Annotated in this window: 18 protein-coding genes; 17 read left to right on the forward strand and 1 reads right to left on the reverse strand. The window is 64.6% G+C overall.

The features are described 5' to 3' along the window. Nucleotides 1-245 precede the first annotated feature (245 nt). From CIT37_RS07835 to CIT37_RS07855, 5 genes are all read left to right on the forward strand, one after another. Complete coding sequence (locus CIT37_RS07835; RefSeq protein ID WP_026201995.1) at nt 246-518, forward strand: helix-turn-helix domain-containing protein; 273 nt, start codon at nt 246-248, stop codon at nt 516-518. 95 nt (nt 519-613) lie between these two features. Further along, on the forward strand, nt 614-2356 hold the full coding sequence (locus tag CIT37_RS07840; protein ID WP_038947439.1) for a SulP family inorganic anion transporter: 1743 nt from the start codon (nt 614-616) through the stop codon (nt 2354-2356). 72 nt (nt 2357-2428) lie between these two features. Then, on the forward strand, nt 2429-3268 hold the full coding sequence (locus tag CIT37_RS07845) for a shikimate dehydrogenase (protein WP_038947438.1): 840 nt from the start codon (nt 2429-2431) through the stop codon (nt 3266-3268). A gap of 56 nt (nt 3269-3324) precedes the next feature. After that, nucleotides 3325-3951: a hypothetical protein gene (locus CIT37_RS07850; protein ID WP_018318290.1), complete on the forward strand. Its 627-nt coding sequence runs from the start codon at nt 3325-3327 to the stop codon at nt 3949-3951. 29 nt (nt 3952-3980) lie between these two features. After that, nucleotides 3981-4583 carry a single stranded DNA-binding domain-containing protein gene (locus CIT37_RS07855; protein ID WP_038971119.1) on the forward strand — a complete coding sequence of 201 codons (603 nt, stop codon included), beginning with the start codon at nt 3981-3983 and terminating at the stop codon, nt 4581-4583. Nucleotides 4584-4819: 236 nt separating this feature from the next. On the opposite strand, the gene CIT37_RS07860 is transcribed toward CIT37_RS07855, so the two are convergent. Next, a complete protein-coding gene (locus CIT37_RS07860) occupies nt 4820-5956 on the reverse strand; it encodes an alpha-hydroxy acid oxidase (protein WP_028140522.1) in 1137 nt (378 codons plus the stop codon). A 116-nt stretch (nt 5957-6072) separates the two neighbouring features. On the opposite strand from CIT37_RS07860, the gene CIT37_RS07865 reads away from it, so the two are divergent. The 12 genes from CIT37_RS07865 to CIT37_RS07920 all read left to right on the forward strand — a co-directional run bounded on the left by CIT37_RS07865 (nt 6073) and on the right by CIT37_RS07920 (nt 19295). Continuing rightward, a complete protein-coding gene (locus tag CIT37_RS07865) occupies nt 6073-6240 on the forward strand; it encodes a hypothetical protein (RefSeq protein ID WP_162832259.1) in 168 nt (55 codons plus the stop codon). Nucleotides 6241-6460: 220 nt separating this feature from the next. After that, nucleotides 6461-7804 carry a phosphoglucosamine mutase gene (gene glmM / locus CIT37_RS07870; protein ID WP_028140521.1) on the forward strand — a complete coding sequence of 448 codons (1344 nt, stop codon included), beginning with the start codon at nt 6461-6463 and terminating at the stop codon, nt 7802-7804. 167 nt (nt 7805-7971) lie between these two features. Continuing rightward, on the forward strand, nt 7972-9219 hold the full coding sequence (locus CIT37_RS07875) for an MFS transporter (RefSeq protein ID WP_038947436.1): 1248 nt from the start codon (nt 7972-7974) through the stop codon (nt 9217-9219). Between the two features lie 226 nt (nt 9220-9445). Beyond that, nucleotides 9446-10297 carry an outer membrane protein gene (locus CIT37_RS07880; RefSeq protein WP_028140519.1) on the forward strand — a complete coding sequence of 284 codons (852 nt, stop codon included), beginning with the start codon at nt 9446-9448 and terminating at the stop codon, nt 10295-10297. A 168-nt stretch (nt 10298-10465) separates the two neighbouring features. Further along, complete coding sequence (locus CIT37_RS07885; protein WP_038947435.1) at nt 10466-11275, forward strand: outer membrane protein; 810 nt, start codon at nt 10466-10468, stop codon at nt 11273-11275. 74 nt (nt 11276-11349) lie between these two features. Then, on the forward strand, nt 11350-11940 hold the full coding sequence (locus CIT37_RS07890; protein WP_095424836.1) for a glutathione S-transferase family protein: 591 nt from the start codon (nt 11350-11352) through the stop codon (nt 11938-11940). Nucleotides 11941-11957: 17 nt separating this feature from the next. After that, nucleotides 11958-12422 carry a GNAT family N-acetyltransferase gene (locus CIT37_RS07895; protein WP_095424837.1) on the forward strand — a complete coding sequence of 155 codons (465 nt, stop codon included), beginning with the start codon at nt 11958-11960 and terminating at the stop codon, nt 12420-12422. A gap of 172 nt (nt 12423-12594) precedes the next feature. Further along, entirely contained in the window at nt 12595-12786 is a 192-nt protein-coding gene (locus tag CIT37_RS07900) for a hypothetical protein (RefSeq protein WP_240536301.1), read from the forward strand. Between the two features lie 81 nt (nt 12787-12867). Then, complete coding sequence (locus CIT37_RS07905) at nt 12868-14040, forward strand: phosphoserine transaminase (RefSeq protein WP_095424838.1); 1173 nt, start codon at nt 12868-12870, stop codon at nt 14038-14040. A 115-nt stretch (nt 14041-14155) separates the two neighbouring features. Continuing rightward, on the forward strand, nt 14156-15745 hold the full coding sequence (serA, locus tag CIT37_RS07910; RefSeq protein ID WP_038947431.1) for a phosphoglycerate dehydrogenase: 1590 nt from the start codon (nt 14156-14158) through the stop codon (nt 15743-15745). A gap of 156 nt (nt 15746-15901) precedes the next feature. Continuing rightward, nucleotides 15902-17074 carry a thiolase family protein gene (locus CIT37_RS07915; protein WP_095424839.1) on the forward strand — a complete coding sequence of 391 codons (1173 nt, stop codon included), beginning with the start codon at nt 15902-15904 and terminating at the stop codon, nt 17072-17074. 247 nt (nt 17075-17321) lie between these two features. Continuing rightward, nucleotides 17322-19295, forward strand: coding sequence for a methyl-accepting chemotaxis protein (locus CIT37_RS07920; protein ID WP_095424840.1), 1974 nt, complete (start codon nt 17322-17324; stop codon nt 19293-19295). Nucleotides 19296-19312: the final 17 nt, after the last annotated feature.

The following is a 19312-nucleotide window of genomic DNA, read 5'->3' on the forward strand; positions in this document are numbered from 1 at the left end:
AGGGCTGTCCCCACGGGTGCGGCGCTTCATTCAGGCCGCGCCCTCTCTCCACTCGTCATTGCGGGCGTAGCGAAGCAATCCAGACTGTCTCTGCGCAGGGAGCCTGGATTGCTTCGTCGCAAGAGCTCCTCGCGATGACGGAGGCGATAGGCGCAAGCCCCCTTGCGCTTGCCCACCGATGATTTATTTTACATCATTGTACACGTCTCAGATATCATTTATAAGTTCTGGTAAGTGAGGCCAAGGTGATCACGTCGTTCCAGATGCGGGCAGCCCGCGCGCTGCTGGGCATTGACCAGAAAACCCTGGCCGAGCTCGCCGGCGTTTCGCTGCCGACCATCCAGCGGATGGAGGCCAGCACCGGCAATGTGCGTGGCGTGGTCGAGACCCTGATCAAGGTGGTCGAGGCGTTCGACCGGGCCGGTGTCGAGCTGATCGGCGAGCAGGTCCGCAGCGACAGCGGCGGGCGTGGCGTCCGCCTGAAGGAGCCCGGGCCGCCGCGTCGGGTGGGGGCGTGATCTTGCGGGTCATGTCCGGAGCAGACTGAACCAACGCACCGTCGCGTCCGAATCGCGGCCGCACGATGCAGTGGAGCATTGTGGGGCAGCGGAGCATGAGCATCACAAGCGATCACGCAAGCCGGCTGCACCAGCTGCGTCAGCCGACCTTTGCCGAACTGTATCTGCCAAAGCTCGTCACCGTCTGGCGTGAAGGCTACGGCGTCGCGGACTTCCGCGCCGACGTCTTCGCGGGCCTGACGGTTGCGATCGTGGCGCTACCGCTGTCGATGGCGATCGCGATCGCCTCGGGCGTGACGCCGGACCGCGGTCTCTACACGGCCGTCGTCGGCGGCTTCATCGCCTCGCTGCTCGGCGGCAGCCGGTTCCAGATCGGCGGACCCGCCGGCGCCTTCATCGTATTGGTCGCGGCGACCGCGGAACGTCACGGCGTCGATGGCGTCATCCTCGCCACCCTGATGGCGGGCGTATTCCTGATCGCCGCGGGCCTGCTCCGGGTCGGCACCTACATCAAGTTCATTCCCTATCCGGTGACGGTCGGATTCACCGCTGGCATCGCCGTGATCATCTTCGCCAGCCAGCTCCGCGATCTCGGCGGCATCTCGCTTGCGGGGAAAGAGCCCAGCGAGTTCGTTCCAAAGCTGGTCGCGCTCGCCGGCGGTCTCAACACCATCAATCCATCCGCCGTGGCGGTCGCAATCATCAGCATCGCCATCATCGCGGCCTTGCGGATCTGGCGGCCGTCCTGGCCCGGCATCCTGATCGCGGTCGTGCTCGCCGCCGTTGCGTGTGCCGTGCTGTCGCTGCCGGTGGAAACCATCGGGTCGCGCTTCGGCGGCATTCCGCGCGAATTGCCCTCGCCGGTGCTGCCGGCGTTCTCGGTTGCGAAGGCGACCGCCGTGCTACCGGATGCGATCTCATTCGCGCTGCTGGCCGCCATCGAATCGCTGCTGTCGGCGGTGGTGGCCGACGGCATGACCGGGCGCCGTCACCGCTCCAATTGCGAGCTGGTGGCGCAAGGCGCCGCCAATATCGGCTCGGCGCTGTTCGGCGGCATCTGCGTCACCGGCCTGATCGCGCGAACCGCGACCAACATCCGCGCCGGCGCGCGCGGGCCGTTGGCAGGCATGCTGCACTCCGTGTTCCTGCTGCTGTTCATGCTGATCGCGGCGCCGCTCGCAAGCTACATTCCGCTGGCCGCGCTCGCCTCGGTGCTGGTCGTGGTGGCCTGGACCATGGCGGAGAAGCACGAATTCGCCACGCTCCTGCGTTCGTCGTGGGGCGACGCCGTCGTGCTGCTTGCGACCTTCCTGCTGACGATCTTCCGTGATCTGACCGAAGGCATCCTGGTCGGCTTTGCGCTCGGCGCCGTGCTGTTCATCCATCGCATGGCGGAGATGACGGGCATCGAGGAACGCTCGCCTCTGGTCGCCGGCGATCGTCCCGACGACGGCAACGGCGAGCGCGTTCGCTACGATCCTGCGCTTGCGGTCGATCGCGACGTGCTGGTCTATCGCATCACGGGCGCGTTCTTCTTCGGCGCGGCCTCCGCCATCGGAGGCGTGCTCGACGAGGTCGCCGACAAGCGCAAGGCCTTCGTGGTCGATTTCGCCGCGGTGCCGTTCCTGGATTCGACGGCGGCCAACGTGCTGGGCCGCGTCGCCGCCAAGGCGCACCGCCAGGGCATCCGGCTGTTCATCACCGGCGCCTCGCCCGCGGTCCGCCGCGCGCTGCTCACCCATGGCGTGACGCCGCCGCGGGCGCGCTATCGCCAGAGCCTCGATCGCGCGATTGCCGACATCAAGGGCTCTGCGGGCGAGGAGGCAGCGGCGGACTAGCGACGTCCGCACGCTTGACAGGCCCCACGGGACGCGAAATGGATCGCCTCGGGAATACGACCCGAGGAAAAGATGACCGCGCCCAAAGCTCCTGCAGCCTGTCTGATCGGATGGCCGGCCGCGCATTCGCGCTCGCCGCTGATCCATCATTACTGGCTGCGCACGCTCGGCATTGCCGGCGGCTATGTCATCGAAGCGGTTCCGCCCGAGGATCTCAGGGATTTCGTGCTGCGGCTGTCGCTGCGCGGCTTCGTCGGGGCCAACGTCACGATCCCGCACAAGGAGGGCGTGCTGGCGCTGTCGGCGCCCGATGCCCGCGCCAAGGCCGTCGGCGCGGCGAACACGCTGTGGTTTGCCGAGGGCGAGCTGCGCTCGACCAACACCGACGTCGAAGGTTTCATCGGCAATCTCGACGCCAGCGCGCCCGGCTGGGATGCCGCCGAGGAGGCGCTGGTGCTCGGCGCCGGCGGCTCCTCGCGGGCGGTCGTGTTCGGTCTGCTCGAGCGTGGGATCAAGCGCATCCATCTGGCCAATCGCACCATCGCGCGGGCCGAGACGCTGGCAAGACAGTTCGGGCCGAACGTGCATCCCGTGACGTGGGACGGGATCGACGACGTGCTGCCGCGCGCAAAACTTCTCGTGAACACGACCTCGCTCGGCATGCACGGCCAGCCCTCACTCGATGTTGATGTCGCGCGCCTGCCGCAGGCGGCGGTGGTCGCCGACCTCGTCTATGTGCCGCTGGTGACGCCGCTGCTCGCCGCCGCAACGGCGCGCGGCCTGAAGACGGCAGACGGGCTCGGCATGCTGCTGCACCAGGCGGTGCGCGGCTTCGAGCTGTGGTTCGGCCGGCGGCCGGAGGTCACGGCCGAGCTGCGGGCGCTGGTCGAGGCCGATCTCACAAAGACTTGAGAGAATAGCGCGCGTCGTCCGGAGTTCTCCATCCGTGGGGACAATCGGAGACCGTCATGTCTGTTCAACGTGCAACTTTCACACGTCCGCTGATCGCCGTCGCGATGGTGGCCGCTTCCACCCTCTATGCCTACGCGCAGAGGGCACCGGTGCCGACGCGCGTGCGCGGCACGATCGAAAGCGTCAATGGTGACACGATGCAGGTCAAGTCGCGCAGCGGCGAGGACGTCAAGCTGCGCATCGCTCCCGACGTGAACGTATCGGGGATTACCAAAATTTCACTCGCCGACATCAAGGTCGGCTCCTTCGTCGGCGCCACCACGGTGCCCGGACCGGACGGCGGCCAGAATGCGGTCGAGGTCCACGTGTTTCCGGAGAGCATGCGCGGCACCGGCGAGGGCTCGCGGCCCTATGACCTCAAGCCGAATTCGAGCATGACCAACGCCACGGTGTCGGAGAGCGTGGTCGGCAATGACGGCCATACGCTGCTGGTCAAGTACAAGGACGGCGAGAAGAAGGTGTTCGTCGCCGACAACACGCCGGTGGTGACCTTCGTGCCCGGCGACAAATCCGACCTCAAGGCCGGCGCCAAGGTCATCGCCTTCATGAAGCAACTGCCGGACGGCTCGTTCGAGACCAACCGCGTCAGCGTCGGCCGTGACGGCCTGACGCCGCCGATGTGAGAAAGGACCGGATCATGCTGACTTCGACGATGAAATCCGGCCTGCTCGCAGCGGTCCTCGCTCTCGCCTCGTTCGCGGCCTCGGCGCAGCAGGCGCCGACGGTCCGCATCCGCGGCACCATCGAAAGTGTCGACGGCAACATGCTCGGCATCAAGACGCGCGAAGGCAGCGACGTGAAGGTGCGCATGACCGACAACGTCGCCGTCTTCGCCGTGGTGAAGACGGAGCTGTCGGAAATCAAGGAAGGCTCCTATATCGGCGTCACCGGCATGCCTGAACCGGACGGCACGCAGAAGGCGATCGCGGTGCATATCTTCCCGGAGAACCAGCGCGGCGCGGCCGAGGGTTTTCGTCCCTGGGACGCGCGTGCCAATTCGACCATGACCAATGCCACCGTGGCGCAGACGGTGAAAGGCACCGACGGCCAGAACATCACGGTCAAATACAAGGACGGCGAGAAGAAGGTCGTGGCGCCGCCGGACACGCCAATCGTCACCTTCATCGCCACGGACAAGTCGGAAGTGAAGCCGGGCGCCAAGCTGATCATCTTCGGCGCGGCGAAGAAGGACGACGGCTCGCTGGAGGCCAACCGCGTCAATGTCGGGCGCGATGGAGTTACGCCACCGATGTGAGGCTAGAGTCGCCGATGCATTCTCGGTGTCATCCCGGACAAGCGTAAGCGCAGATCCGGGATCATAACCACAGGGCGGAGTTTGGCGAAGATTGGTAACCCCGAGTCCCGTAACCACACCTTCCTGTGGCTATGGGTCCCGGATCAGCGCTCCGCTCCCGACAACGCTACGCGTTGTCGAGCGCTGCGCTTGTCCGGGACGACAGCCGTTGTTGCTGCCGCGTCCCGGCATGCCTTTCACATCGCGATGACATGATCGTCGATCTCGTCGATCCGGTTGACGCCGCACAGGCCCATGGTGGTGAGCAGCTCCTTCTGGATGATGTCGATCGCCTTGGCGACGCCGGCCTGGCCGCCGGCACCCAGGCCGTAGGCATAAGCGCGGCCGAGCATGCAGGACTTTGCGCCGAGCGCAAGCGCGCGCATCACGTCCTGGCCGGAGCGGATGCCGCCGTCGAACATGATCTCCATCCTGTCACCGACCGCATCGGCGATCTCCGGCAGCACCTCGATCGATGACGGTGCACCGTCGAGCTGCCGGCCGCCATGGTTGGAGACGACGAGCGCCTGCGCGCCGGTCTTGGCGGCCTCCTCGGCATCCTCGACGTCGAGGATGCCCTTGATGACCAGCTTGCCCGGCCAGATGCTGCGGACCCACTCGACGTCCTTCCAGTTCAGCGAGGTGTCGAACTGCGAGGCCGTCCATTCGGCGAGGCGATTGAGATCCTCGGTGTTCTTCACGTGGCCGGCGATGTTGCCGAAGGTGCGGCGCTTGCCCTGCAGCACGCCGGAGACCCAGCTGGGCTTGCTGGCGAAATCCAGCAGCTTCGACAGCGACCATTCGGGGGGCACGGTCATGCCGTTCTTGATGTCGGCGTGGCGCTGGCCGATGACCTGGAGGTCCACGGTGAGCACCAGCGCGCTGCACTTGGCCGCGATCGCGCGCTGGATCAATTCCTTGATGAAGCCGCGGTCCTTCATGACGTAGAGCTGGAACCAGAACGGCTTCTCGACATTGGCGGCGATGTCCTCGATCGAGCAGATCGACATGGTCGATTGCGTGAACGGGATACCGGCGGCCTGCGCGGCGCGGCAGGCATAAATTTCGCCGTCGCCATGCTGCATGCCGAGCAGCCCGACGGGGGCGAGCATCAGCGGCATGGTCGAGGGCTCGCCGAGAATCGTGGTCGAAGTGTCGCGCTTGGAGACATCGACCAGGATGCGCTGGCGGAACTTGATCGCCTGCATATCCTCGCGGTTGGCGCGCAGCGTCTCCTCGGCATAGGAGCCGCGGTCGCAATAGTCGAAGAACGCCTTCGGCACGCGGCGCTTATGCAGCGTGCGAAGATCGTCGATACAGGTGATATGTTTCATGATCGTTCCCCGGCCCGTCTTGTACCAAGAGTCTTGCATCGGAAGATTTCGGGGTCATCTAGCATGGTTGGATGCACAGCCAAATCCGTTTGCAGACCGTTTTGCAGGAGGGCGCCATGACGAAGCCGCACGCTGGACCTTCGCCGGAAGAGATCAAGGAGAAGCGTGATCTCGAGGAAGCCCTGGAAGAGGGTCTGGAAGAGACCTTTCCGGGCTCCGATCCCGTCAACGTCACCCAGCCGGCGCCGAGCCGCGGCGATGGCCACGTGAAGCGCAGCGATTAAACGGGTTCCACCCTGTTTCGAGGCTATGGGCCGGAAATATAATGTTAACAAGACGTTGTCGGTACGGCGGCGCCCCGGTTCCGTAATGATTCATCATATTTTTTGAAGCCAAGTTAGCCTCACAGGCATTATAACACGCCTAGCAAATCAGGGATGCGGGTCCCGTTCGGGCAGCCCGTGGTTGTCAAGGGGATCCCCTGGTTGTTGCTTGGGGGACGATATGAGTCGCAAATATTTCGGGACGGACGGGATTCGGGGCCGCGCCAACGGACTGATCACGCCGGAGCTCGCCCTCAAGGTCGGCCAGGCCGCAGGCCTTGCGTTTCAGCGCGGTGACCACCGCCACCGGGTCGTGATCGGCAAGGACACCCGCTTGTCCGGCTACATGATCGAATACGCGATGGTCGCCGGCTTCACCTCGGTCGGCATGGACGTGCTGCTGGTCGGCCCGATGCCGACGCCGGCGGTTGCGATGCTGACCAAGTCGATGCGCGCCGATCTCGGCGTCATGATCTCGGCCTCGCACAATCTGTTCGAGGACAACGGCATCAAGCTGTTCGGCCCGCAGGGCTTCAAGCTCTCCGACGACGTCGAGCGGCAGATCGAGCAGCTGCTCGACGAGCCCATCGACAAGCGGCTGGCACAGAGCGCGAGCCTCGGCCGCGCCCGCCGCATCGACGGCGTGCATGACCGCTACATCGAATTCGCCAAGCGCACGTTGCCGCGAGACCTCTCGCTCGACGGCCTGCGCGTCGTGATCGATTGCGCCAACGGCGCCGCCTACAAGGTGGTGCCCGAAGCGCTGTGGGAGTTGGGCGCCGACGTCGTGCCGATCGGCGTCGAGCCCGACGGCTTCAACATCAACAAGGATTGCGGCTCGACCTCGCCGGAAGCACTGTCGCGGAAGGTGCGCGAGATGCGCGCCGACATCGGCATCGCGCTCGACGGCGACGCCGATCGCGTCATCCTGGTCGACGAGCGCGGTCATGTGGTCGACGGCGACCAGTTGCTCGCGGTGATCGCGCAGAGCTGGAAGGAAGACGGCCGCCTGTCGCGTCCCGGCATCGTCGCCACCGTGATGTCCAATCTCGGGCTCGAGCGCTTCCTGAAAGGGCAGGGGCTCGATCTGGTGCGCACGCCGGTCGGCGACCGCTACGTGCTCGAGCAGATGCTGAACGGCGGCTACAATCTCGGCGGCGAGCAGTCGGGCCACATCATCCTGTCCGACTACGCCACCACCGGCGACGGTTTTGTCGCTGCGCTGCAGGTGCTGGCGGTGGTGCAGAAGCTGCGCCGCCCCGTGTCGGAAGTCTGCCACCGCTTCGATCCGCTGCCGCAGATCCTCAAGAACGTCCGCCACAAGGGCGGCAAGCCGCTCGACGATTCCGACGTCAAGTCGGCGATCTCCGACGGCGAGAAACGGCTCAACGGCCACGGCCGCCTCCTGATCCGCTCCTCCGGCACCGAGCCGGTGATCCGCGTCATGGGCGAGGGCGAAGACCGCATCCTGGTCGAGGACGTCGTCGACACCATCGTCTTCGCACTCGGCCAGGCGGCGGCCTGAGGTCTTTCAAGCACGAGCGGGTAGGGTGATCTCACCCTACGATATCGGACTCGCGGGGAGGGTAAGACCCGCGCATTCCAGCCATTTGCGATTGACGGTGGTTCCATCGCCGCTTGCATCGTAATGAGCCGATGCGGCGGTTCGCCGCGCCGGCCGGGACCGCTGCATTGAACAAGCCTGTCGTCGTCTCAGAGGAAACGCTGACCGAGCCCGTCGTCGTCGTCGACGTGGCACCCGCCGCCAAAGCGGCAGGGCCGGCCTATGTCGTGCTCGCCGGCATCAGCTTCTCGCACTTCCTCAACGACACCATGCAGTCGCTGATCGCCTCGGTGTATCCGATCCTGAAGGACACCTACGCGCTCGACTTCGCGCAGATCGGCATGATCACGCTCGCCTTTCAGTTCACGGCCTCGCTGCTGCAGCCGGTGGTCGGGCATTACACCGACAAGAAGGCACAGCCCTATTCGCTGGCCATCGGCATGGCCTCGACCTTCTTCGGCCTCTTGCTGCTCAGTGCCGCGCACCAATATCTCGTCATCCTCGTCGCCGCCGCGCTGGTCGGTCTCGGCTCGGCGGTTTTTCACCCCGAATCCGCGCGCATCGCGCGGCTTGCCTCCGGCGGCCGCTACGGTTTTGCGCAATCGGTGTTCCAGCTCGGCGGCAGTTTCGGCACCTCGATGGGGCCAGTGCTGGCGGCGCTGATCGTGGTGCCGTTCGGGCAGGGCAGCATCGCCTGGTTCTCCTCGATCGCATTCCTCGCAATCCTCATCCTCTGGCGCATCGGCCGCTGGTATGCGCCGCAGATCAAGGCGAAGAAGACGGCGGCCGTTCAGGCGCATCCCGACGCGCCGAGCTCGCGCCGCGTCGCCGTTGCGCTGCTCGTGCTGGTCGCGCTGCTGTTTTCAAAACAGCTCTATGTCTCGAGCCTGTCGAGCTACTACATCTTCTACCTGATCGATCGGTTCGGCGTGTCGACGCAGGCAGCCCAGATCTATCTCTTCATCTTCCTCGCGGCGAATGCGGTCGGCGCGTTTCTGGGCGGTCCCCTGGGCGATCGCTTCGGCCGCAAGATCGTGATCTGGATCTCTATCCTGGGCGCGCTCCCGTTCACGCTGGCGCTGCCCTATGCCGGGCTCGTCGGCAGTGCGGTGCTGTCAGTCATCATCGGCCTGATCATCTCCTCGACGACGTCGTCGATCATCGTATTTGCGCAGGAGCTGGTGCCGCACAGATTCGGCATGATCTCCGGCGTGTTCTTCGGCGTTGCCTTCGGCATCGGGGGCCTGGGCGCCGCCGTGCTCGGCAAGCTCGCCGACCACACCTCGATCGAGTTCGTCTACCAGGTCTGCGCCTACCTGCCGGCGATCGGCCTGCTTGCGGTGTTCCTGCCCAAGCTGCCGCGGCACGCGCGTTAACGGATTCTCTCCCGCTGCACTGCGGCTTTACACATCGTTAGCAATTGCGGCGTGAGGCGCTGCAATTTTGCAACGCTTCTCGTCCATGCGCGCGAGCAGTCAGGAAAAATCAACCTTAAAAATTAGGGTTAAGTGGCGCTTAAACATTTGCTGGCATCGTCCGCTCCGTGAGTTTCCAGAACGTGAGGCCTGCGTATTTGCCTCACCGGCCAAAAGGACGAAGCCAATGCGTAGCGTTAAGTCTTTCCTTGCCGCGGGTGCGGCAACCCTGATCTCGTCGATGGCATTCGCCGCCGATATGCCGATCGCGGCGCCCCCTCCCATGTACGCGCCGCCGGCCCCGCCCGCCGATTTCGGCGGCTGGTATCTGCGCGGCGACATCGGCTTCAGCAATCAGAAGACGAAGGATCTGCGCTACGGTCGCGAGTCGGCTTATTCGCAGCTCACCTCGTTCGATCAGCAGACTTCGTTCGACGCGGCCGGCATCTACGGCGTGGGCGTTGGCTACCGGTTCAACAATTGGTTCCGTGCCGACGTGACCGGGCAGTATCGCGGCAATTCAAATTTCAAGGGCACCGATCGTTTCACCGGGACCGCGGGCGGCGTGCCGTACAGCGGCATCGACAATTACAGCGCAAGCAAGTCCGAATGGCTGGTTTTGGCCAACGCGTACGTTGATCTGGGCACCTGGTGGTGCATCACGCCGTTCATCGGCGCCGGCGTCGGCGGTGCACGCGTTTCGATCGCGAACTTCACCGACACGGGCATCAACAACCTCGCCGTCGGAAATACCAGCTTCGCGAGCGCGCCGTCCGGCTCGAAGTGGAATTTCGCCTGGGCGGCCCATGCCGGTCTTGCCTATAAGGTCAATCCCAATCTCGTCCTCGAACTCGCCTACAGCTATGTCGACCTGGGCCCCGGACAAACCGGTGTCCTGTCGGACTACACCGGTGGGACCACGGGCAACGTCTTCAAGTTCAAGGATATCACCTCGCACGACCTGAAGCTCGGCGTGCGCTGGAATCTCGACAGCGCGCCGGCCTACATGCCGCCGCCGCCGCTTGTCACAAAGGGCTGATCGACACTTCGATCGGTTAGGACTTCTTAACGGCGCGGGATCATCCCGCGCCGTTTTGCTTTGCGTATTTTTCATGGCGAGTAGCGATGAAGGCGGCCGACGCAACCATTGGTTAAGGTTAACGAGCCATGATCACGGATGAAAGTTCGAGTTCGATGGAGCGTTGCGATGCGTGGCCTTTTGTTGGCGGCGGCGATGTTGGGGACGGTGTCTGCCGCGCATGCGGCCGATATGCCCGATCTTCCCATCCTGCGCGGCAGCTTCACCGACGGTCTCACCAGGTCCAGCGTCAACTGGCAAGGCTTCTATGTCGGCGGGCAGGGTGGCTACGGCTCGTCCGATGAGAATTTCAACGGGTCGACCAGCAATATGATGGCGGCGCTGCTCGCAGACACCCTGATCGAGCAGGAGATGCAGGTCTCGCAATGGAATCTCGGCCTCGGAAAGGCCTCTCAGCGCAGCAGCGGATATGGTGCTTTCGTGGGCTACAATGCCCAATGGGACGATGTCGTGATCGGCCTGGAGGCCAGTTACCTGCACGGTAAGTTCGGCGGATCGACCACTGCCAGCGAAGCTCGCAGCAATACGCTGTCCGACGGCAACGTGCACACGGTGACGGCGAGCTCGACGGCTTCGATCGCGATCAAGGACATGGCAACGTTTCGCGGCCGGGCCGGTTATGCATGGGGATGCTTCCTGCCCTACGTGTTCGGCGGGCTCGCGCTCGGCAATGCCGATATCGTCCGCACGGTGAGCGCTCAGGATTTCGTGACGCCTGCCGGCGTTCTTCTGGGGCCGGTTTCCGCGAGCGAGGCGCAGCACAATCATCTGATCTACGGCTACAGCGGGGGTCTCGGCGTGGACGTCAACCTCGTCGGCGGTCTCTTCATGCGCGCCGAGTGGGAATACATTCGCTTCACTTCCCAGGTCGACACCAGTATCAACACCGTCCGCGCCGGCCTCGGCTACAAGTTCTGACGCAGCCGCGCACGCCGCGGTTGACAGCTCCGCGCCGTCCTGATGCTCTGTCGTTCCAACGCGGGGCGGCAGCGATGAAGATCTACGGCGACAGCAATTCCGGCAATTGCCTGAAGGTGAAGTGGGTCTGCGACAAGCTCGCATTGCCCTACCAATGGATCGAGATCGACACGCGCAAGGGCGAGACGCGCACGCCGCAATTCCTTGAGATGAACGGCGCCGGCCAGGTGCCCACCGTCGCGTTCGACGACGGCCGCACGCTGGCGCAGTCCAATGCCATCATCCGCTATCTCGCCCGCGACAGCGCGCTCGTCCCGCGCGACGCCTTCATGGCGGCCAAGATGGACGAATGGCTGTTCTGGGAACAGTACAGCCACGAGCCCTATATCGCGGTGTGCCGCTTCCTCCTCGTTTATCTCGGCAAGGACGCATCCGAGCTCGACCCCGAAAAGGTCAAGCGCGGCTATGCGGCGCTCGACCGCATGGAGCAGCATCTTTTGGCCTCCCGCTTCTTCGCCGGTGAAGAGGTTTCGCTCGCCGACGTCTCGCTGCTCGCCTATACCCGCGTGGCGCATGAAGGCGGCTTCGATCTCGGCCGCTATGCCGCTCTCCGCCGCTGGATCGGCGAGGTCGAAGCGCTTCTCGGCGTCCCGCCGGCGCGCTGAGGTTGGAGTTGCCTGACATGAACGCCGAATCCGTCTCCATTCGCCGCGCGCGCCGCGACGACGTTCCAGCGATCGTGGCGATGCTCGCCGACGATCATCTGGGCCGCGCGCGCGAGCGCGTCGAGGATCCGTTGCCTGCCGCCTATTACGAGGCCTTCGCGCGGGTCGAGCGCGATCCGAATCTCGCGCTCGTGGTTGCCGAGAGCGAGGGCAGGGTGGTCGGCTGCCTGCAACTCGCGATCCTGCCGGGCATCAGCTCGCAAGGCGGCGTGCGCGGCCTGCTCGAAGACGTTCGCGTTGCTTCGGATTGTCGCAGCCGCGGCATCGGCGAGCGGTTGGTGCAATGGGCGATCGCGAAAGCGAAAGCGCGCGGCTGCAGTCTGGTCGAGTTGCTGACGCATGCGAGCCGCGTCGATGCGCAGCGCTTCTACAAGCGGCTCGGGTTCGCGGCGAGCCACGTCGGTATGACTGTCCGCTTTTGAGGCAGCTCCTCGCGAGCCTTGCGCGATCAGCGAATTCGGATCGCGCGCTTGTTCATATTAACAGCTGATAAACTACCCAGCCGTCGTTCACGTTGATCCGGGAACGAACGGTGCTAGGCAGCGTCAGACACCGGGCTCTGTCGGTTCGGGGATTTCGATGACAAGCTATTCAATGATCAAGGTCGGCAACGATTACGTCGTGCAGGCCAATGACAAGTGCATTTTGAAAGTCGGCAGCCGTCGCAGAGCCGCGCAATTGATCAGCGAGGCCACGGACTTGCTGAATGCGCTCGCGGTCGTCGAATCCCCTGATATCGCGCCGGAAGCACCATCACGCCGCCGTGAGACGCCGGAACTTCCTTGACGACTCTTCCTGTTTCCCGTATCAGCCGCGGCGGGACACCTCCCCCCAACGGGAGGCTGACTATCTGGAAGGGTAGATATTATGACTGTAGCGAAGCCCGCTTCGCGGCCGAACGTGCCGCATTTCTCCTCCGGCCCCTGCGCCAAGCGCCCCGGCTGGAACGCCCAAAATCTCAAGGACGCAGCGCTCGGCCGGTCGCATCGCGCGAAGGTCGGCAAGACCAAGCTCAAGCTCGCGATCGATCTGACGCGCGAAGTGCTCGATGTGCCCGCCGATTATCGCATCGGCATCGTGCCGGCCTCCGATACCGGCGCGGTCGAGATGGCGCTGTGGTCGCTGCTCGGTGCGCGCCCCGTCACCACGCTCGCCTGGGAATCCTTCGGCGAGGGCTGGGTCAGCGACATCGTCAAGGAATTGAAGCTCAAGGACGTCACCAAGCTCAACGCAGCCTATGGTGAGATCCCCGACCTCGCCAAGGTCGATCCCAAGAGCGACGTCGTCTTCACCTGGAACGGCACCACGTCGGGCGTGCGCGTGCCGAACGCCGACTGGATCAGCTCTGCCCGCGAAGGCCTGACCATCTGCGATGCGACCTCGGCCGCGTTTGCGCAGCCGCTGGACTGGGCCAAGCTCGATGTCGTCACCTTCTCCTGGCAGAAGGCGCTCGGCGGCGAAGCCGCGCACGGCATGCTGATCCTGTCGCCCCGTGCGGTGGAACGGCTGGAAACCTACAAGCCGGCCTGGCCGCTGCCGAAGATCTTCCGCATGACCAAGGGCGGCAAGATCAATGAAGGCATCTTCGTCGGCGAGACCATCAATACGCCGTCGATGCTCTGCGTCGAGGATTATCTCGACGCGCTGAACTGGGCCAAGTCGATCGGCGGCCTCAAGGCGCTGATCGCGCGTGCCGACGCCAACACCAAGGTGCTCGCCGACTGGAAGGCGAAGACGCCCTGGATCGACTTCCTGGCCAAGGACGCGGCGATCCGCTCCAACACCTCGGTGTGCCTGAAGTTCACCGATCCCGCCATCACCTCGCTGTCCGAGGATGCGCAAGCCGACTTCTCCAAGAAGCTGGTGGCGCTGGTGGAGAAGGAAGGCGCCGGCTACGACTTCGCGTATTATCGCGATGCGCCGGCCGGCCTGCGCATCTGGTGCGGCGCCACCGTCGAGGCCAAGGACGTCGAGCTGCTGACGCAGTGGATCGACTGGGCTTTTGCCGAGACCAAGGCCACGCTCGCCAAGGCGGCGTAGCTTTACTTTCTCACCTCGCCCCGTTCCGACGGGGAGAGGCAGAAGTTGCTTCCGACATCATCCTGTTCCGGTCGAACGCCAACCCTTCCATCAGGGAGGGTAGAGGATCATCCCCATGACCAAACCCAAAGTTCTCATTTCCGACGCGCTCTCGCCCGCTGCCGTGCAGATCTTCAAAGACCGCGGCGTCGAGGTCGACTTCCAGCCCAATCTCGGCAAGGACAAGGACAAGCTCGCCGAGATCATCGGCAATTACGACGGCCTTGCGATCCGCTCCGCGACGAAGGCGACCGCAAAGATTCTCGACAAGGCGACCAACCTCAAGGTGATCGGCCGCGCCGGCATCGGCGTCGACAATGTCGAGATCCCCGCCGCCACGGCCAAGGGCATCATCGTGATGAACACGCCGTTCGGCAATTCGATCACGACCGCCGAGCATGCCGTCACCCTGATGCTGGCGCTCGCGCGCGAAATCCCGCAGGCCGACGCCTCGACCCAGGCCGGCAAGTGGGAGAAGAACCGCTTCATGGGCGTCGAGATCACCGGCAAGGTGCTCGGCGTCGTCGGCTGCGGCAACATCGGCTCGATCGTCGCCGACCGCGCACTCGGCCTGCGCATGAAGGTGATCGCGTTCGATCCGTTCCTGTCGCCGGAGCGCGCCAAGGACATCGGCGTCGAGAAGGTCGAGCTCGACGACCTGCTCAAGCGCGCCGATTTCATCACGCTGCACACGCCGCTGACCGAGAAGACGAAGAACATCATCGACGCTGCCGCAATCGCCAAGATGAAGAAGGGCGTGCGCCTGATCAACTGCGCGCGCGGCGGTCTCGTCGACGAGCAGGCGGTGGTCGATGCACTCAATTCCAAGCACATTGCCGGCGCCGCGTTCGACGTCTTCGTCGAGGAGCCCGCGAACGCCAACGTGCTGTTCGGCCATCCCAACGTGATCTGCACGCCGCATCTCGGCGCCTCCACCACCGAAGCGCAGGAGAACGTCGCGCTCCAGGTCGCCGAGCAGATGTCGGATTACCTGCTCACCGGCGCGATCTCGAACGCGGTCAACTTCCCCTCGATCACGGCGGAAGAAGCGCCGAAGCTGAAGCCGTTCATCTCGCTCGCCGAGAAGCTCGGCTCGTTCGCCGGCCAGCTCACCGAGACCGGCATCCTCAAGGTCGAGATCACCTATGAGGGCCACGTCGCCGAGATGAAGATCAAGGCGATCACCTCCGCCGTGCTGTCGGGCCTGCTGCGGCCGATGCTGGGCGAGGTCAACGTGGTGTCCGCGCCCGTCGTCGCCAAGGAGCGCGGCATGGTGGTGGACGAGATCGTGCGCGCCGCCCAGAGCGACTATGAGAGCCTGATCACCGTGACGGTCGCGACCGAACGCCAGGAGCGCTCGGTCTCCGGCACCGTCTATCACGACGGCAAGCCGCGCCTGGTCGACATCAAGGGCATCCGCGTCGACGCCGAGTTCGGCAAGTCGATGATCTATGTCACCAACGAGGACAAGCCGGGCTTCATCGGCAGTTTCGCTGGCCTATTGGGCGACGCCAAGATCAACATCGCGACCTTCCATCTCGGCCGCGTCGAGCAGGGCGGCGACGCTATCGCGCTGGTCGAGGTCGATGGCGCGGTCCCGGCGGAGGTGCTCGCCAAGGTGCAGGCCCTGCCGCAGGTCAAGCAGGTCAAGGCGCTGACGTTCTGAGACGCTGACATATTCCGACCCGCGGAACAACGCCGCCTCCGTCACGGGAGGCGGCGTTTTTATTTTCCGCGCCTGCCAAACTTTGTGTACCAATGGCGCCAGGACAACTCGTTCAAAGAGCGCTCCGTTCAAAATCGCTCGACAAGGGAGAAAACAATGCGTGAAGCCGTCATCGTTTCCTATGCGCGCACGGGCCTCGCAAAATCCGGCCGCGGCGGGTTCAACATCACGCCGCCGATGTCGCTCGCGGCCCACGCCATCCAGCATGCGGTGAAGCGCGCCGGCGTCGACAAGGATTATGTCGAGGACCGCTATCTCGGCAATTGCGCCCATGGCGCGCCCAACATCGGCCGCCAGGCCGCGCTGCTCGCCGGCCTGCCGAAGACCACCGCCGGAGTATCGGTGAACCGGTTCTGCTCCTCGGGACTGCAGACGATCGCGATGGCCGCCAACTCGATCCGCTCGGACGGCGCCGACTGCATCGTAGCCGGCGGGGTCGAGAGCATCTCGATGCCGGGCGGCGGCACCCCGAAGGAATCGATCGATCCTGAATTGCTCAAGGTCGCGCCCGATATCTTCATGGCGATGATCGACACCGCCGACATCGTCGCCGAGCGCTACAAGCTCAGCCGCGAATATCAGGACGAGTTCTCGCTGGAATCGCAGCGCCGCATGGCGGCGTCGCAGCAGGCGGGCAAGTACAAGGACGAGATCGTCCCGATGAAGACCAAGATGAAGGTCGTCGACAAGGCGACCAAGGCGGAGAGCATCGTCGACTACGTCGTCGATCGCGACGAGTGCAACCGGCCCGAGACCACGATGGAAGGTCTCGCCAAGCTCGAGCCGGTGAAGGGTCCCGGGAAGTTCGTCACCGCCGGCAATGCCAGCCAGCTCTCGGACGGCGCCGCTGCCGTGGTGCTGATGGAAGCCAAGGACGCCGAGAAGCGCGGCCTCAAGCCGCTCGGCCGCTTCGTCGCCTGGGCGACCGCGGGCTGCGAGCCCGACGAAATGGGCATCGGCCCGGTGTTCGCAATTCCGAAGCTGCTCAAGCGCACCGGCCTCAAGGTCGACGACATCGACCTGTGGGAGCTCAACGAAGCCTTCGCCAGCCAGTGCCTGTACTGCCGCGACCAGCTCGGCATCGATCCCGCCAAATACAACGTCAACGGCGGCTCGATCGCGATCGGCCATCCCTTCGGCATGACCGGCGCCCGCCTCACCGGCCACCTGCTGCAGGAAGGCGCGCGCCGCAAGGCCAAGTGGGGCGTCGTGACGATGTGCATCGGCGGCGGCCAGGGCGGCGCCGGCCTGTTCGAGATCTACAGCTGATCCAGACCGCCACCGTCGTTTGAAGACAGGACAGCACGGCGCCACGAGCGCCGTGTTTTTTTGTCCGCGCCTGTGTATCTCACCGTGCATAACATGCCAGTAGAAACCTGGCGTGGGGAGTCCGTTACCTCTCGTATGACGGGTATCGTGCACAAGTACGTATTCATACGTGCCGGTAAATTAACGGTAGTTTCCTCGCCCTGACGTTTCATACTCGCATCAGCCACAACCGATTTTTGAAGCCAAGATGCGATTTCTCTCCCTTCGTCTCACCCACAAGATCACCGCGATCGGCGTCATTGGCGTCATCGGTGTCGTCCTGATCGGCGGCATCCATCTCTACGGCGAGAACGCGATGGCGTTCTATCGCGACGCCGCCGAGAAGGCGCGCACCATCTTCGAGCTGAACAACAGGATCGCCGTCGAGCTGCTCGAGGGACGCCGCGCCGAGAAGGACTTCCTCTTGCGCAGCGAACCGGCCAAGGCGCAGCGCCAGGCCGAGATCAGCCAGCAGGTCTCGCTCGATATCGAGAAGCTTCGCGCCAGGATTTCAGGGCTCGGCAAGCCCGAGCTGGTCGCGAGGATCGACGCGATGACCGCATCGCTGAAGACCTATCAGACCCGTTTCGCCGCGGTGGTCGAGCAGAGACAGCGGCTCGGGCTCGATGAAAAGTCCGGTCTCGAAGGCCGCTTGCGGGCCTCGGTCCACGACATCGAGACCAAGGTCGGCGAGCTCCGGAATCCGTCGCTCAAGGTGACCATGCTGATGATGCGAAGGCACGAGAAGGACTTCATGCTGCGTCGCGACGCCAGATACGGCGACGACATGAAGAAGCGCGCGGCCGAGTTTGTGACGGGCCTCGACGAGCCCTCCATTCCCGGCGATGCGAAGGCCGAGTTGCGCCAGAAGCTCGCCAATTACCAGCGTGACTTCTTCGCCTGGATGGAGACCGCGCTGGCTCTGGGAATCGAACTCAAGGCGATGTCGGAGGCCTTCTCCGCGGTCGAGCCCGTCATCGAGCAGGTGTCGCAAGCGGTCGACCAGATCCGCGCCGAAGCCGACCGGCTGAACGATGCCCAGCGCGACAGCATCCAATGGTGGATCGGCGTTGCGATCGCGATGATCGCATCCGCCGTGCTCGGCCTCGGCATCTTCATCGGCCGCTCGGTTTCCAAGCCGCTGTCGGCCATGCGCGCGGCGATGATCGAGCTCGCCAACGGCAATTTCGCCATCGTGCTGCCCGGGCTCGGCCGTCCCGACGAGATCGGCGAGATCGCGCAGGCCGTCGAGACGTTCAAGGTCAATGCCGAGCGGAAGGCGCAGGAAGAGGCGGAAGAGAAGATCAGGCAGGACAAGCTTGCCGCCGAGCGCCGCCGCGCCGACATGATCAGGATGGCCGACGATTTCGAAGGCGCGATCGGTGAGATCGTCGAGACCGTGTCGTCTGCCGCCAACGAGCTCGAGGCGTCGGCGACCTCGCTGACCACCACCGCCAGCCGCTCGACCGAGCTTGCCACGCTGGTCGAGGCGGCCTCCGAAGAGGCCGCGACCAACGTGCAGTCGGTGGCCTCCGCGGCGGAGGAGCTGACCGCCTCCGTCCACGAGATCAGCCGCCAGGTGCAGGCCTCCGCGCGCATGGCCGGCGAAGCCGTCAGCCAGGCCGGGCAGACCAACGACCGCGTCAGCGAATTGTCGAAGGCGGCTGCGCGCATCGGCGACGTGGTCGAGCTCATCAGCGCCATCGCGGGTCAGACCAATTTGCTGGCGCTGAACGCCACCATCGAGGCCGCGCGTGCCGGCGAAGCCGGGCGCGGCTTTGCGGTGGTCGCCTCGGAAGTGAAGGCGCTGGCCGAGCAGACCGCGAAGGCCACCGGCGATATTGGTCAGCAGATTTCCAGCATCCAGGTTGCGACCGAGGATTCGGTCGGCGCCATCAAGACCATCGGCGGCACCATCGAGCGGCTGTCCGAGATCTCCTCCACCATCGCTGCCGCCGTGGAAGAGCAGGGCGCTGCGACCGGCGAGATCTCGCGCAACGTCCAGAATGCCGCTGCCGGCACCACGCAGGTGAGCGCCAACATCAGCAGCGTGCGCCAGGGCGCGACCGAGACGGGCTCGGCCTCCTCGCAGGTGCTTTCCGCGGCGCAGTCGCTGTCGAACGACAGCAGCCGGCTGAAGATCGAGGTGAGCAGGTTCTTGGACACCGTGCGCGCGGCGTGATTGCCTGAGTTCTAGCG

Source organism: Bradyrhizobium ottawaense (assembly GCF_002278135.3).
Taxonomy (GTDB): Bacteria; Pseudomonadota; Alphaproteobacteria; order Rhizobiales; family Xanthobacteraceae; genus Bradyrhizobium; species Bradyrhizobium ottawaense.